The organism is Arthrobacter sp. Y3221087 (genome assembly GCF_059089905.1).
In genome coordinates this window covers 1255960-1271143 of the sequence record NZ_JBNHFE010000001.1, presented here as the reverse complement: position 1 = coordinate 1271143, position 15184 = coordinate 1255960, and the positions used below count along the sequence as shown (strand labels likewise).

General features: G+C 63.0%; 10 protein-coding genes. 5 read left to right on the top strand and 5 right to left on the bottom strand.

Translation table 11 applies throughout. The annotated features are described in order from the left end of the window. Positions 1–43: 43 nt before the first annotated feature. Complete coding sequence (locus tag AC5RUO_RS06010) at positions 44–1108, top strand: substrate-binding domain-containing protein (protein WP_494103041.1); 1065 nt, start codon at positions 44–46, stop codon at positions 1106–1108. Then, positions 1105–2799, top strand: a complete 1695-nt coding sequence (locus AC5RUO_RS06005) for a DUF2142 domain-containing protein (RefSeq protein ID WP_494103040.1) — start codon at positions 1105–1107, stop codon at positions 2797–2799. Before AC5RUO_RS06010 ends, AC5RUO_RS06005 begins: the two co-directional genes overlap by 4 nt. A 256-nt stretch (positions 2800–3055) precedes the next feature. Here the strand turns inward: AC5RUO_RS06005 and AC5RUO_RS06000 are convergent, their stop codons facing one another. Continuing rightward, positions 3056–3523 (bottom strand): GtrA family protein, encoded by a 468-nt coding sequence (locus tag AC5RUO_RS06000; protein ID WP_494103039.1) that lies wholly within the window; start codon positions 3521–3523, stop codon positions 3056–3058. 71 nt (positions 3524–3594) lie between these two features. Between AC5RUO_RS06000 and AC5RUO_RS05995 the strand changes: the two genes are divergently transcribed. Continuing rightward, positions 3595–5196 carry a DUF2142 domain-containing protein gene (locus AC5RUO_RS05995; RefSeq protein ID WP_494103038.1) on the top strand — a complete coding sequence of 534 codons (1602 nt, stop codon included), beginning with the start codon at positions 3595–3597 and terminating at the stop codon, positions 5194–5196. Here the strand turns inward: AC5RUO_RS05995 and AC5RUO_RS05990 are convergent, their stop codons facing one another. Together AC5RUO_RS05990 and glf are read right to left on the bottom strand one after the other, a co-directional pair. Continuing rightward, positions 5197–7221, bottom strand: coding sequence for a glycosyltransferase (locus tag AC5RUO_RS05990; RefSeq protein ID WP_494103037.1), 2025 nt, complete (start codon positions 7219–7221; stop codon positions 5197–5199). It abuts the gene before it with no gap. Further along, positions 7218–8405: a UDP-galactopyranose mutase gene (gene glf, locus AC5RUO_RS05985; RefSeq protein ID WP_494103036.1), complete on the bottom strand. Its 1188-nt coding sequence runs from the start codon at positions 8403–8405 to the stop codon at positions 7218–7220. Before glf ends, AC5RUO_RS05990 begins: the two co-directional genes overlap by 4 nt. A gap of 210 nt (positions 8406–8615) precedes the next feature. Between glf and AC5RUO_RS05980 the strand changes: the two genes are divergently transcribed. Then, the gene (locus AC5RUO_RS05980; RefSeq protein WP_494103035.1) at positions 8616–12689 is read left to right on the top strand and encodes a type VII secretion EssC family protein; all 4074 of its coding nucleotides are present in this window, start codon (positions 8616–8618) and stop codon (positions 12687–12689) included. Here AC5RUO_RS05980 and AC5RUO_RS05975 read toward each other — a convergent pair. Next, on the bottom strand, positions 12650–13027 hold the full coding sequence (locus AC5RUO_RS05975; RefSeq protein ID WP_494008993.1) for a hypothetical protein: 378 nt from the start codon (positions 13025–13027) through the stop codon (positions 12650–12652). The genes AC5RUO_RS05980 and AC5RUO_RS05975 overlap by 40 nt on opposite strands. Positions 13028–13366: 339 nt before the next feature. On the opposite strand from AC5RUO_RS05975, the gene AC5RUO_RS05970 reads away from it, so the two are divergent. Then, a complete protein-coding gene (locus tag AC5RUO_RS05970; protein WP_009356837.1) occupies positions 13367–13615 on the top strand; it encodes a WhiB family transcriptional regulator in 249 nt (82 codons plus the stop codon). 89 nt (positions 13616–13704) lie between these two features. Here the strand turns inward: AC5RUO_RS05970 and AC5RUO_RS05965 are convergent, their stop codons facing one another. Continuing rightward, entirely contained in the window at positions 13705–15171 is a 1467-nt protein-coding gene (locus AC5RUO_RS05965; RefSeq protein ID WP_494008730.1) for a sensor histidine kinase, read from the bottom strand. Between the last annotated feature and the right edge of the window lie 13 nt (positions 15172–15184).

Here is a 15184-nt window from a genome sequence, read left to right as displayed (position 1 = left end):
TGGCCTGCCTCAACTTCCGTGGCACGGGCACTAGGCTGAAAGGGTGATTCCCGTTTCTCTCCGAGCAAAAATGAAGGCTGCCGCCTTGTTGTCGGGCCTCTTGTCCCTGTCTGCGTGTGCCATCACTCCCCCGGGCACTGTCCAAGGTGCCCTTACCGGAATCGGCAGCAACGCTGCCCAGGGCGCAGTCAGCGCATGGGGCCTGGCATGGGGCAGTGCTGTTAAAGGCACCTCGGTGAGCTATTCCCCCGACGGTTCCGCAGCCGGGCTCAAAGCCCTCCAGGACGGACAGGCACATTTCGCGGTGGGTTCCGCGCCGCTTACCCCGCAGGAAGCCACAGCTGTTCGCGGTATGTGCGCGCCTGGCGGTGCCATATCGGTGGCGGCGGGGGTTTTGCCTGTAGGCGTGGCCATCAAAATCAAGGGCGTCAATGACGTGGTGCTGGACGCGCCCACCCTTGCCGCCATCCTGCAGGGTGAGATCACGCGCTGGAACGACCCCCGCATCCTTGGCCTGAATACCGGAACGGACCTCCCCGACCTTGAGATCACGGTCATCGCACCGGAAGGTCCCTCGGATACGGTACGTCCGGTGAATGACTACCTCGCCCGGGAGGCAGGTGTTGCGTGGGAGCCGGATTCCCAGGACAGTTGGCCGTCCAGGGTTATAGGGCAGGTATCGTCGCCGCCATTGGACCTCGCAGACAAACTGGATGACACCAACGGCGGGATTTCCATTCTCGACGGAAGCATCATCGGCAACCGCTTCACAGCAGCGCAACTCGTCTTTGACGGCAAGCCGAGGCGGCTCCAGGCCTCCTCCGTCGTCGACGCCGTCACTACCGGGGATGTGGACTCGTCTCCGCACGGCGTGGTGCAGGAATTGGACGGGGCCTCCGGCTACGCGTTGGGCACCGTGATCTATGTACATATGTGCCGGCAATACTCCGAGCCCGCCTTGACGCGCTTGAGCCGGTCCCTGGGCCAGAGCCTCCTGAGCGAAGACGCGCAGAAGAACGCCAACGCCTTCGCCTTTGTCATGTCACCCAGCAAGACAGCAGTAAGCGAAGCCCGTGCATTGATCGGCACCAACGGAGACGGACAATGACCTTTTTCTTCAACAACGTCCGACGCGGACTTCCACGTCCCTTGCCGACGTTCGGGCTCCTGGCCACAATCTTTGCCCTGTTGTTCGGGCTGTGGGCGGTTGCCACCCCGCTTATGGGGTCGCCCGATGAACCCGCGCACACGATCAAGGCCGCCGCGGTGGTACGGGGCCAGGTCCTGGTGGAAGAAGGTACTTCCTTCGGTCACGGCGTCCATGTCCGGGTCCCTAACTACATCGCCAGCCTTCATGCCCAAAGCTGCTATAAATTCAACCGGGCACAAGCAGCCGATTGCGCAGCGCCGGTCTATGCGGACGACACTTTCACGAATATCGGCGTAACCTCCGCCGGCTCCTACAATCCGATGTACTACTGGGTGGTTGGGCTTCCCACTCTGTTCATGTCCGGCGCCCCCGCGATCTATGCCATGAGGCTCGTCAGCGCGGCGCTCTGTGCTTTGTTCTTTGCCGCCGGGTTCACCGCCCTGACAGAACTGCGGCGCCCCAAATATCCCGTCCTTGTCGCGGCCCTCACCATGACTCCGATGATCCTGTTCCTTGGAGGAGGCATCAACCCGAATTCCCTCGAAATCGCAGCCACCATGGCAGCCTTTGCCGGTTTCGTTGTGGTGCTGGACAACTGGCGCAACACAAGACTGGTCCTGCCTGCGCTTGCAACTGTCGTGGCCGCGACGGTGGTACTGGCAAACGCACGGCAGATTTCCCTTGTATGGCTGCTGTGTGCCCTGATCGTCGGCGTCTGTTCGTTCCGGCTGCGCCGCACGCTCGCTGTTTTCACCGACAGACGTGTGCTGACCGCCGTCGCGGTTGCCGTCCCGGGGGCTTTGCTGGGATTCCTTTGGATGTACGTTGCAGCCAACGGGCCGGCGAACGTCGGCGTGGCGCCTGAGGGAATCGCGAATCCGCACCCGGATGCCCCCCTCTACCGCGGCTTCATGATCATGCTTGACCGGACCTACGATTTCTTCCCGCAGTACATAGGCACCATGGGATGGCTGGACACCCCGGCACCGGAACTGGTGACGCTTGTCTGGGGCGGTCTGATGGTCGCAGCGCTAATTGTCCCCTTCTGCGTCCGCCCCCTCCGCAACTGGACGGGCTACTGGGTGGCCCTGGCCATGCTCTACCTGGTCCCTGCGCTGCTGCAAACTGCCCTGTGGCGCGGCATGGGATTCATCTGGCAGGGCCGGTATACGCTGCCGCTCGTCGTCGTGCTGTTCGTCAGTGTTGGCCTGGGGCTCCGGAAGCTTCGATTCCCGACCTCCCCGGTTGCAGTGCATATTTCGCGGGTGTTGTTCTGGCTGATTGTTTTTTGCCACACCCTGACGTTCGTTTACGTCCTCCGCCGGTATGTGGTGGGAATCAGTGAGATTGCCAACTGGCAAACGCTCTTCTCCTCACCGGACTGGCAGCCGCCCCTCGGGTGGTTCACGTTGACGGCGGCCTATCTGCTGGTCACTGCTGCCGGAGTTCTGCTCCTGTTCCGCTACCTCCACCCGGGCCAGCCGCTTATTGTCCGGGCTGCCGCTGCTGGCGGTAAGGGCCTGGGACGGCTCAGGGCGGGCGGGCAGCATGAGCAGCCGCAGATGGGCGGAGGGACTATCGCCCCGGCGGCTACCGGGGACCGTATTACTTCCGGATCCGGGGTATCAGCAGGACCGGGCCAGTCCTAGGTTCCAATCCCCTGCGAGGAGGAGACAAAACGTCTTCCTCGGCGGTCGGTGTACAAAGCTACAGCCCCCTTTATCCAGGTAAAGGGGGCTTCCTTTGTGTCGTCCGGCGGTACGGTCTCGGATTCGTCTGGGCTTGGCCTCAGGGCAGGGATTAAGTTCCAGCCGCCTGGCACTTAGAGTCACGCGGTAACTGGCCGGTGGAGCTGGAGGAGCAACTTCTGGCGTGTTCAGAAGGACCCGCCAGTCAGCAGCAGCGTTATTCGCCGGAGTCCCGCTTGAAGATCCAGTGGCGGTACAAGAAGTAATTCCAAACCGTGGTCATGACCGTGGCACATGCCTTACCGATGAGGTAGGACCAGCCGATGGCATCGAAGCCGGTCACCACGAGGTCGCTTACGGCTATGTTCACAATCACCAGCAGGATGTACTTAACGGCGGAAACGCTGCCCTTGTTGGTGGCCCGGAAGGTGAACATTCTCTGCAACAGGAAGTTGAACACTAGGCTCACGACGAATGCAATAGGTGTCGCAAGCCACAGTTCCACTCCGAAGACTTCATGAAGCAGTGCAAGGAGCCCCAAGTCAAGGGCGAAGGAAAGGCCACCGACAAACAGGAACCGGACGACAGCGTTCTGGTACAAGCCAAGGGCAGGCCCCGGGACTGACGGCGGGGCTTCGGCAGGTGATTGTGGAGACGACGATGCACCAGAAATAGAACTGCGCATCGTTGTTATCCTCCCCAGAAGCTGGAGCACAGATTTAAACCCCGTACGTCCAAAGTATGGTTAAACCTATCATGCAAAATTCCCTCAGACCGACGCTGCCGCGCGCGCTCAACTCATCCCTATCCGACAAAAAACGTCCTTCGCCGCTGCGCGTTTTGTTGGTTTCCTGGCTTCTGTTCGGTTGCATCGGCACCCTTTGGAGCTTCGCCTCCCCCCTAATGTCCATACCCGACGAAGCCGCACATACGATCAAGGCCGCCGCCGTAGCAAGGGGTCAACTGGGCGGCAGCGCCACGGGGGCGCAAGGGCAGCCGCTCTCAGTGTCCGTCCCCGGCTACATTGCCCGCCTCAACGAATACAACTGCTTCGCCACAAGACCAAGCGTTACTCCTGCATGCTCCCCGACGATCGACGGCAATGACAGGGGGCCAACCTCGGCTACAACAACGGCGGGAAATTACAACCCGGTCTACTACGCCATAGTCGGCATAGGCAGTCGCGGCTTAACGGGCGAAGCAGCGCTTTACGCGATGCGACTTATTAGCTCGTGGTTGACCGCCTTCTTCCTAGCTGCCACCGTCTGCGCTGCCGCTTCATTCAGAAGATTTCAGCTGCCCACGATTGCCACAGCTATTGCCCTGACTCCCGCGGTGTTTTTTCTTACGGGTGCTATCAACCCGAATGCCTTGGAAATAGCCGCGACGGCGGCATTCTTCATGAATTTCTGCCTCATACTTGAGCAATCCTCCCGTTTTGCACCAAAGATTCTCAACGTGGCAATCATGACCCTCGCCGGTGTACTGCTGGCCAATACCAGGCCCCTATCATTGGTATGGCTGGGCCTGGCGGTGGCTGCAGCAGCGCTTACCAGCAGCACATTCGCACTGGTAAGGACGTTCAAGAGCAGGTCATTTCAGATAAGCGTTCTCCTGGTAGGGCTGTCGTGTCTCTTCTCGATCTGGTGGACGCTGACTGCACGCAGTTTCGACAGTCTCTTTTCCGTGACTCCGCCCATTCCACGGGAAGAGGCTGCGCTACTGATGCTTGACCGCACCGTTGGGTACATGCGCGAGTATGTGGGTGTTCTGGGATCCCTCGATACAGCACCACCGGTAGACGTCGTCTATGCCTGGGTACTCGGGTACGGGGTTCTTTTGTTTTTATCCTTTACTTCCCGGCCAGTCCGTGGAAGATGGGCAACTGCCTTATTAGCGGCTTCCGTTATGGTGATTCCGGTGCTGCTCCAAGCCGGTAGCAGCGAAAGTCTGGGCTGGATCTGGCAAGGGCGTTATGTGCTGGCGATGGTTGTGGTGTTGATTCTCGCTTCGGGACTTGCCATACGTTTTTTTCCCTGGCGACTGACCCCGACGATGAGGTCCAGAATCCGATGGGGCATCGTGTTGGGGGTTCTAGCCCACACGTACCTCATGGCTGAAGGGCTTCGCAGGTACACGGTGGGCGACCACGGCGACCACGTCAACTGGACGGAGATGTTCCAGCCGGAGTGGCAGCCGCCGGGTACCTGGCAGCTGCTCGCCGTCGCCTACCTCGTGCTGCTGGCCGTCAGCGGAACGTTGCTGTACCGGCTATTGACGGCAGCGCCTGCCTGGCGGAGCAGGCTGGCAACGCCGGCTACTACTGCCCGGCCAGCCGTGCATACTCACAGCGCTTAGTCAGCTGGAAGCCGCAGCGCTCCTGGCGGCGGGGCCACCAACGTGGTCCTGCCCCGGGGCCGCTGCTTGGAAGGTCCTGCGCCAGGAGTCCATTGAGACCAGTTCCGGCAGGGCGGTTTTGTAGGCCTCGGCGAGGCCGTCCCACTCTTTGTACAGCCGGGCATGCTGGCTTGCCGACTGCTTGAGCATCTCCCTGAGCTTCCGGGGGTCACGCTTATACCAGGACGCGGCGGTTCCCTCGGCATTGGACACAACCACGGAGTCGTAGTGCGCGATCCGGAACCAGCGGTTATCGATATGGGCAAGGTACGCCTGCGGGCGTTCCAGGGATTCCCGTGAAGGCCGCTTCAGTAGTTGCCGGGCCACTGTGGTGACTCCCCACTGGACCATATCCTTCTTAGCCGGCATTTGGATGTCCACGGAGGTGGACAGCCCGGCACCCAGTGCCGGAGGGGGAAATTCGTCCACGTCCTCCAGCATCTGCGCATCCGAGTAAGCGCCGCGGCGGGCCAGGATCTCGGCAAGCTTGCCGTGCAGTGAGGGATGGAGGTGCCCGGGGCCTGCCAGCAGGTCTGCCCTGGCGCTCAACCGGTTATGGACCGTGAAGTACTGGAGGGATACGAGGTGCTTGACGTCTTCCTGGAAGGACTCACGAAGAACGTTGCCGCCCTTTGGGTGGGGGCTGTGCAGCAGTGCGGTGATGAGCCTGTTGCGGTTGTGGAAGTATGCCTGCCATCCGACAAGATCGTCTTTGTCGATCCAGGAGATATGCCAGAGCGCCGCCCCGGGCAGGGACACAGTCCGGAATCCGGCGGCTCGTGCACGCAGGCCATATTCTGAATCGTCCCACTTGATGAACAGCGGGAGGGGCAGTCCAACCTGCCGGATGACGGAGGTGGGAATCATGCACATCCACCACCCGTTGTAGTCGACATCGAACCGCCTGTGCAGCCAGGGGGTTTGCCGAAGGTTGGACACGCTGAAGTCGTGCCGCATCTGCATATCCCGGTGGGGCTGGCTTGGGGAGAAGCGGCGGGAATCTATGGTTTCACCCATCGAGTACAGGGTGCTCCGGCTGTAAAGGTCGAACATGTGTCCGCCGACGATCGTGGGGCTCTTGCACCTGCCCGAAAAAGCCATCATCCGCATGATGCTTTCCGGTTCCATGACCACGTCATCATCCAGCAGGAGGACGTAGTCGCTGCCGTTTTCCACGCCCTCGTACATGCCACGGGCGAACCCTCCGGAGCCGCCGAGGTTAGCCTGGTCGATGACGCGGAGCTTCCGACCGAGCAGGGCGGCTACTTCCGCAAACCCCGGCTGGTCGGCAACCTTCCGCGAGCCCTGGTCGACGATGATCACTTCCTTGGCGAGTTCCAAGGCTTCGGGATGGCCAGCGAGGGTCCGGACATTGGCCAGGCAAAAGTCCGGCTTGTCCATAGTGGTGATCTGGATTGTCGCCGTTTCCCCGGTCCTCACCGGCGGCGGGCCCTCCCACCGTGCCTCCTTGAGGACGAGGTCTCCCCCGCTGGAGGCCAGATCGAACCAATACCACCCGCCGTCGCCAAACGGCTTGATGGACAACTCAAATTCGGTGCGCGCGTCATTCTCAACCCTGGCACCATCCACGCGTTGGATGGTGCCGCGGGCATTTGACTTGTAGACGGTAACGGATCCCCGCCCGGCCGTCTCCACCACCAGGCGGATGTCCCGAAGGTGGGTCCAGCGGCGCCAGTAACTGGCAGGAAAGGCGTTGAAGTATGTTCCCAAGGAGAGCTGCTCCCCGGACCGCACCCGGACTGATTGTCGCGACAGCAGATCGTCCACGTGCACTTCGCGGGTATTGGAGCCGACGAGGTGCAGTTTCTGTTCAACGGGTTTGGGGTTCCTGGCGAACTCATCGCTTTCCTTGAAGCGAACCCCGGTTGCCGGGCCGGCATCCGCATAGAGGGACATAGTGTCCACCCCCGACTCCGGCGGGAAAATTACCCTCTGAAGTGTTGACCAGCCCGGCGCGGCACTCATGCGTCGACGCCTCCGCTTTCCAGCTTGACGCCGCTTTCGAAGTGCGGCCGGATCTTGTTGTCGAACATGCTCAGTGCCGACCCGATGGCCATGTGCATGTCAAGGTACTTGTAGGTTCCGAGGCGTCCGCCGAACAGGACGTCCTTTTCAGCGCCCGCAAGGTCGCGGTACTTCAGCAGCCGCTCGCGGTCCGCCGTCGTATTCACCGGGTAGTACGGCTCATCGCCCTTTTCCGCGAAGCGCGAGAACTCGCGCATGATGACGGTCTTTTCCGTCTGGTAGTCGCGCTCCGGGTGGAAGTGCCGGGGTTCAATGACGCGGGTGTAGGGGACATCGGCGTCGTTGTAGTTGACGACGGACGTGCCCTGGAAGTCCTCCATGTCGAGTACCTCCTCCTCGAAATCGATGGTGCGCCAGGAAAGGTCACCTTCGGCGTAGTCGAAGTAGCGGTCGACAGGTCCCGTGTAGACGACCGGGATGTTGCCCACAACCTTGTTCTTGCTGTACTCGTGCGACTCGTCAAAGAAGTCCGTGTTCAGGCGCACCTCGATGTTCGGGTGCTCCGCCATCTTCTCGATCCACGCCGTGTAGCCGTTGGTCGGCAGTCCCTCGTACTTGTCGTTGAAGTACCGGTTGTCATAGTTGTAGCGCACGGGAAGGCGCGAAATGACCCCGGCAGGAAGATCCTTCGGATCCGTCTGCCACTGCTTGCCCGTGTAGTGCTTGATGAAGGCCTCGTACAGCGGGCGGCCAATCAGCTGGATGCCCTTGTCGTTCAGGTTCTGTGGATCTGTACCGGCGAGCTCACCGGCCTGCTCCTGGATGAGCTCACGTGCTTGGCCCGGGGTCATGTTTGCGCGGAAGAACTGGTTGATCGTGGCGAGATTGATCGGCAGCGAGTAGACCTCGCCCTTGTGCACGCCGTACACCTTGTGGACGTAGTTCGTGAAGGTGGTGAACCGGTTGACGTACTCCCACACCCGCTCATTGGAAGTGTGGAAGAGGTGCGCCCCGTAGCGGTGCACCTCAATGCCGGTCTGCTCTTCTTTCTCGCTGTAGGCATTGCCGCCGATATGGTGGCGGCGGTCGATGACGACGACCTTAAGGCCGAGCTCGGTAGCGGCCTGTTCTGCGATTGTCAGGCCAAAAAAGCCAGACCCAACGATAACAAGGTCAGCGGTCACAAAATCTCCTGGTTTGAATGCGGGCAGCGCAATGATGCGCATTGTCTGCTGTTCTAGCCTACCCGAGGCATCGCGGCGCCCGTCGAATCAGCGTGCCGGTCACGCCGCCGGCACTCGCCACGCGTAGTTGTCCACATAGCTGCTTACGGCGGGGGCGGTACCCGGCACGTCTGGTTAGCGTGGAATCAACGGCAAGAAGGATCGGTGCTTATGAGGCTGGACTGCACACTGGTGGGCGGACCCGGGTCCTGCCTGGCCCCCCACCCGCTCGAGCTGACGATCGAAGCCCCTGACGGCGTTCCAGGCACCCTGATCTGCCGGCAGCTCACGGAGAAATTTGGAACGGGTACGGTCACCGTCGCCGGCGAGGACCTGCAGTCGGCCAGGTTGGGGATCCCGCCCCTCGTCACAGGGGCAATACTGGTCGACGGCGGCACGGAACCAATGCGCCGGAAGCAACGGTTCCGTCCTTGCGGCGGCCATCCTGCCGGGCTTGTCCTTGCCGTCCACACTGGCGCCGGTGCCGGAACCGTCGTACCGCTGCAGCGCGGCGAATATACCGTAGGCAGGAGCAATACACGGATCGTCATTCCGGACGCTGAGCTTTCCCGGGAGCATGCGCGCCTTACGCTGACTGACCAAGACATCTTCATCGAGGACCTGGACAGCGCCAACGGCACCTACGTGGACGGCGGGAGGATCCGGTACTCGGCCGTCTCCACGGGATCAACCATCAGGTGCGGTAATTCAGCCATGTCCCTGATGTTCGCCGACGTCCCGATCAAGTCCCTGGCCAAGGCCGGAGCATCAGCACAGGAACCGATCGCTGTCCCGGGGAGGGCGGATGCGGGAAACCGGGCCGCCCTTCTTGTGACAGCTGCCCTCCCACTCGCGATAGGCGTCGGACTGGCCCTCTTTACGGGCATGTGGATGTTTTTGGCGTTCGCGGCCACCTCGACGTTTGTCCTCCTGGTTCCCGTTGTTGCCGGGCGGCGCCAACGGCGGGATACCGCCAGGGCAGTCAGGGAAGCGGTGGCGCAGGACCGGGAAAGGCGCCGGGCATCCGGACCTTCGCTTGCTGTTATGGCTCTGGCCTTGCGGAATGGGACCAGGGCAAGTGCTTCCGCACCCGATAAAGGTGGCATCTGGCTGCGGCTGGGCGAGGTGGAGCAGGACGCCAATATCACAACGGTGCCGGCCGCCGCCCTCGACGTCCCATCCGTTGACTCGGTCCCGGTTACCTTCGACCTGCTGCACCCCCGGACCGTCTTCCTCGGGACGAGACCACTCCGGGACGGAATGATCAGGTCCATCATCATGCAACTCTCGGGATATCCCCTGTGCAGGAGCACGCGGCTCATCATCTACGGGCAGTCAACGAGCCTCCCCCTGGCCGCACGATATCTTCCTGATGTCGTCCTCATGGTGGCAGCAGAGGCCTGCCGAAGTTCCTTGGGGGAGGGATTCGCACCCGACTATGAGCACGGTGTCCTCCTGCTGGCAGACGCCACAGCTGACGGCAGGACGGCCGCCATACTCACGGAAGAAGCGCTCCGTCAGGGCTGGCAGGTCCTGGAATTCCATTCCACGGCAGCAGCCGGCACACCCAACGTTGACGTCGTCCTGCACCATCACGGCTCAACGCTGCGCGGACAGGGAGAACACATCAGGTTCGTGGCCGACCTGGCACAGGACGAAGTCTTTGACGGATTTTGCCGGCAGCTTGCCACTGCCCCAAGCCGGCGGAACATTGGGAGGCAACCAATCCCGCGCACCTGCGCCCTGGAGAATGTACTGCCACTGTCGCCCCCCCACGTGGCTGCACGCTGGGATTCGAGCATCCGGGAAGCGGGCCTTGCCGCCCCGCTGGGACTCGATGCGGACGGGGCCAGGATGCTCGACCTCCAGGCCGATGGACCGCATGTGCTGGTGGCCGGGACCACCGGGGCCGGCAAATCCGAGCTGCTGCGCAGCCTCACCCTGGCACTGGCACTGACCCATCCGCCCGACCGCATCAACTTCCTGTTCCTGGATTTCAAGGGCGGTTCCGGGCTCGGCCCGCTGACCGGCCTGGTCCACTGCGTGGGGCTGGTGACCGACTTGGCGAGGGACGAACTGGAACGCACGCTGACCTCGCTGCGCGCGGAAATCCGGCTGCGTGAGGAAGTGCTGGCGGCCGCGCGCGTTCCGGACCTTTCGGGATACGCGTCCACAGCGGAAGCCGAACGATTCGCCCTTCCCCACTTGGTGATCATCATTGACGAATTCCGGATGCTCGTCGACGATGCACCGGAGGTAATCCGCGAGCTGATGCGGATAGCATCCATCGGCAGATCCCTCGGTATCCACCTCGTCATGGCGACCCAGCGGCCGCAGGGAGCCCTGACGGCTGATATCCGGGCCAACGTCACCTCCAGCATCGCCCTGAGGGTGCAGTCGGACATGGAATCCGTTGACATCATCGGTTCCAAGGAGGCAGCGGCCATCGGCGTTGACGCCCCGGGACGGGCATTCCTGGCCCGGGGCACGGAACCAGCCCGGGAGTTCCAGGCTGCAACAACAAATCTGGTCCGGCCCCGGACAACCCCGGACGGGACCATCACTGTGCAGCTCACTACGGACCATCTCTCTTCAGGCATGCCTGAGCCTGAAGAAGTGGAACCGCAGACTCCTGCGCAGGCCGTTGCGCCCCTGATCGCATTGATTCGTGAAGAATGGGCGTCCCGGCAGGGAGTTGTGCCACGTGTTCCGGTCGCCCCTCCCCTGCCCGATGAGATCATTGAGCCTCCGGCGGATGCCACCGGGTACAGCCCATCTTCCGGCGACCCTGTCTGGGCCATCACGCTCGGAGCAGCGGACCTGCCGAAGGCGCAAGCTGTTCGTCCGCTCGTTTGGAGACCGGACGCCGACAGTCACCTGGCGCTGATCGGCGCCCCCGAATCCGGTACAGACGAAGCGGCGCGGCTGGTGCTTCGGGGTCTACTGGCCCACCGCCAGCCGGCGCACTGCTACGTCCTCGACGGCACTGGATCCTTCAGTGATGTGGCCAGGCACCCGCGCGTGGGTGCTTCCACCGGTGTTCATGAGCTTCGCCGTGCGGTGCGGATCCTGGAACGTGTAGCCCAGGAAATGATTCGCCGGCTCAGCAGGCCCGGGGAGGGGGCAGTTCCCCTGGTGGTGGTGGTCTCCGGCTGGGGCTCGTGGGTGTCGGCCTTTAGATCGGGTCCCCTGGCGTGGGCGGAGGAGCTCATGCACGATGTGGTCCGGGACGGTGGCCGGGCGGGCATCACGGTGGTTATTTCGGGTGACCGTGAGCTGGTCAGCGCCAGGTTCTGCGGGGCTTTGCCCAACAGGCTCTACTTTCCCGCCGGTTCAAACCAGGACAGCAGGGCGGGCTGGCCCCGTCTGCCGTCCACGACGGCAATCAAAAGCAGGGCCGTGGCTTTCGGCCCGGTTGCAGGCGGTGATTCCGCAGTTTGCCAGGTGTTCCGGCTGGCGCCCGGCCCGAACTGGCCCGGCGGTCCGTCGGGCGTTGGCCCCACTGAACCACCGCCATTCCGGGTGGAGCCGCTGCCCCTGCGGATCTCGGCCCCGCAGGTGCGCGGCCTCCAAGCGCCTGCGGCCGGGCGTGTAAACGCTGCACCCGGACAGACCCCGCAGGACCTGCTCCTTGGAATGGGCGGGGACGAGCCTTCCCCTGTTTACCTTCGGCTGGCTTCCGCAAGCACCGTCGCCGTCCTCGGTCGGTCCGGCAGCGGCAAGACCAACACCTTGAAGGTGTTGGAGGAACTGAACCCCGGTCATCACTGGCTCCGCCCAAACTCCGGAATACCGGAAGCCAACCCATGGGCCAAGGTACTGTCGGCTGCCCGTGCCGGCGACCTGCCCAGGGATGCTGTGCTGCTCGCTGACGACGCAGATCTACTGTCGCCGGCCGCCATGCGTGACCTCTCGGAGCTGCAGGCACTCGGCAAGCCGTTGGTGTTGACTGCCAACTACAGTCCGCTGCTCCTGCAGCGGGTCCCGCCCGTCATGGGTTCCCGTGCTGCCGGAACGGCGCTGCTGCTTGGACCGGCGTCCGTTGCGGACGGCGACGCGTTTGGGGTGCGATTCGAAGTGGAACCGGCTCCGCCCCCGGGCAGGGCGGTGCTCATCTCCGCAGGACGGGCCCGCGCCATCCAAGTGGCATGGGCTTCCGATGCCGGCATAAAGGAGCAAGCCGGCCACCGGACGGCTACTTCCCGTTATAATGCGGGCGGGGCGCTTCCGGTCCGGGATGCATAGCTGATGACCTTGTTGTGGAACAGGAGCAGGGTGGCCGTTACCGCCGGCACGAGCATCGCCAGCCCGACGGCGACAAGGCCGCCGGTGAGGGTGGGGAAACCGATGGTGAGAACGAACAGTTGGGCCACAAGGGCAGCCGCACGGGTCCAGCGGTACCCCCGGTAGAGGAAGACCGCCACGGCGAAAAGCCAAACAGCGAACGCAAGCAGGAGTACGAGGGTGAAAACCGCCCCCCACAAGGACAGGACAGGGCTTCCGGCCAGCAGTTGATAGCCATACCAGCCTGCCGCGACCAGAAGAGCAGTCGCCTCAACGGCAACAATCAGCGCCACAATGATGGCGGCCGGCGGCGCACTTCCTCTTACCCCGGCGCTAGCGCGGCCGGATACGGGCTTCGCCCCCCTCGGGGAGGCCGGCGGTTCGGGATCTTCCGGGGGTCTTGACACACTGGCACCCTACCGGACATAGTCGGTCATTGGTGAGGGCCAGCATGGGCAGTGTGATGTATCGCTCAGCGTTACGGGGATATCGGGCGTTATTACCCCTTGTTTACACAGCGTTAACATGACAGGCTTGATTCAGATGACCAAGGGGGCCCTGCCGGGCCCTTTTCCTTTGTAGCTACTAGTGAATTATTTCACAAGAAGCACTTCCCAGAAATGGAGCAACTGATCAGCATGGATTGGCGTAACCGCGCAGCGTGCCTGGATAAGGACCCGGAACTGTTCTTCCCCGTGGGGAACACAGGCCCGGCCCTGCTGCAGATCGAGGAAGCCAAAAGTGTCTGCCGCCGGTGCGAGGTCGTAGACACCTGCCTGCAATGGGCACTCGAGTCCGGGCAGGACGCCGGCGTCTGGGGCGGCATGAGCGAAGACGAACGCCGCGCCCTCAAGCGCCGCGCAGCCCGCGCACGCCGCGCTTCCTAACAGCAACGCAAGAGCCCCTTCCGCAAGCTGCGGCAGGGGCTCTTTCCGTTAAATACAAGCGGGCGCCAACTGCCGCACGCCTGCCACGTCTACTTGCCGGACAGGCTGAGCCGGATCTGCACGGCGGTGCCGCCTCCCTCGCGCGGCTGCCACTGGATGGTGCCGCCCAGTTCGCTGGTCACCAGCGTGCGCACAATCTGCAGGCCAAGTCCCTCAACGTGGGGCGTGTCCGGCAATCCCACGCCGTCGTCGGCGATCGTCACGGTAAGGTCCTCGCCGTCTTCCCCCTCGGAACGGTCCGCAATGAGCCACACGGTTCCCGCCCTGCCCTCCAGGCCGTGCTCCACCGCGTTGGTTACGAGTTCATTGATGACGAGGGCCAGTGGCGTGGCAAGGTCGCTCGGCAGTTCACCGAACGTGCCGGACCGCTCGGTCCTTACCTGCTGGGAAGGAGAAGCAACTTCCGCGGAAAGCCTGAACTGGCGTCCGATCAGCTCGTCAAAATCGACGCTCTGGGTAAGCCCCTGGGACAGGGTCTCGTGCACCAGCGCAATAGTGGCGACCCGGCGCATCGCTTGTTCAAGCCCCTGCTTCGCCTCTTCGCTGACCATCCGTCGGGACTGCATCCGCAACAGTGCGGCGACAGTCTGGAGGTTGTTCTTCACACGGTGGTGGATCTCTCGGATGGTTGCATCCTTAGTCACCAGTTCCATCTCCCGGCGCCGCAGCTCGGAGACGTCGCGGCACAGGACCAGTGCGCCGAAGCGCTGCTGTTCGTCCCGGAGCGGAATGGCCCGCAGGGACAGGCTGACGCCGCGGGACTCGATCTCACTCCGCCACGGCATCCTGCCCGTGACCACCAGTGGCAGGGTCTCGTCCACCATCCGCCGGTCCTTCAGAAGGCTTGCGGTGACCTCGGCGAGCGAGCGGCCCTCCAGGGATTCCCCGTCACCGAGGCGCCGGAACGCGGAGACCCCATTGGGGCTGGCGTACTGCACCACCCCCTCGGCGTCGAGGCGGATCAGCCCGTCCCCCACGCGGGGCGCGCCGCGCCGTGATCCCGTGGGCGAGGCAAAGTCCGGCCACAGCCCGAGAGTGCCCATCCGCAGCAGGTCATAAGCACACTGCCGGTACGTGAGTTCAAGACGGGAAGGCATCCGGGAGCTGGACAGGTCCATGTGGGTGGTGACCACTGCCAGGGTCCGGCCGTTGCGGACCATGGGCACGGCCTCCACCCGGAGTGCCATGTCGCTGCTCCAGTTTGTTTCGCTGGAGCGCTCGATAGCCCGGCTGTTCCACGCCTTGTCTACTAGCGGCTGCAGGTCCGACCGGATTCCCTCACCCACAAAGTCCCCGTGGAAGACCGTGTGGGTGGTGGACGGCCGGACGTGCGCCAGTGCGATATACCCATGGTCCGGGTGGGGGAACCAGAGCGCCAGGTCAGCGAACGCCAGGTCCGCCACCATCTGCCAGTCCCCCACCAGCAGGTGCAGCCACTCGGCATCGCCCGGCCCGAAATCAGCGTGTTCCCTGATGGGGTCCGTAAAGATTGCCACTGCACCTCCATTT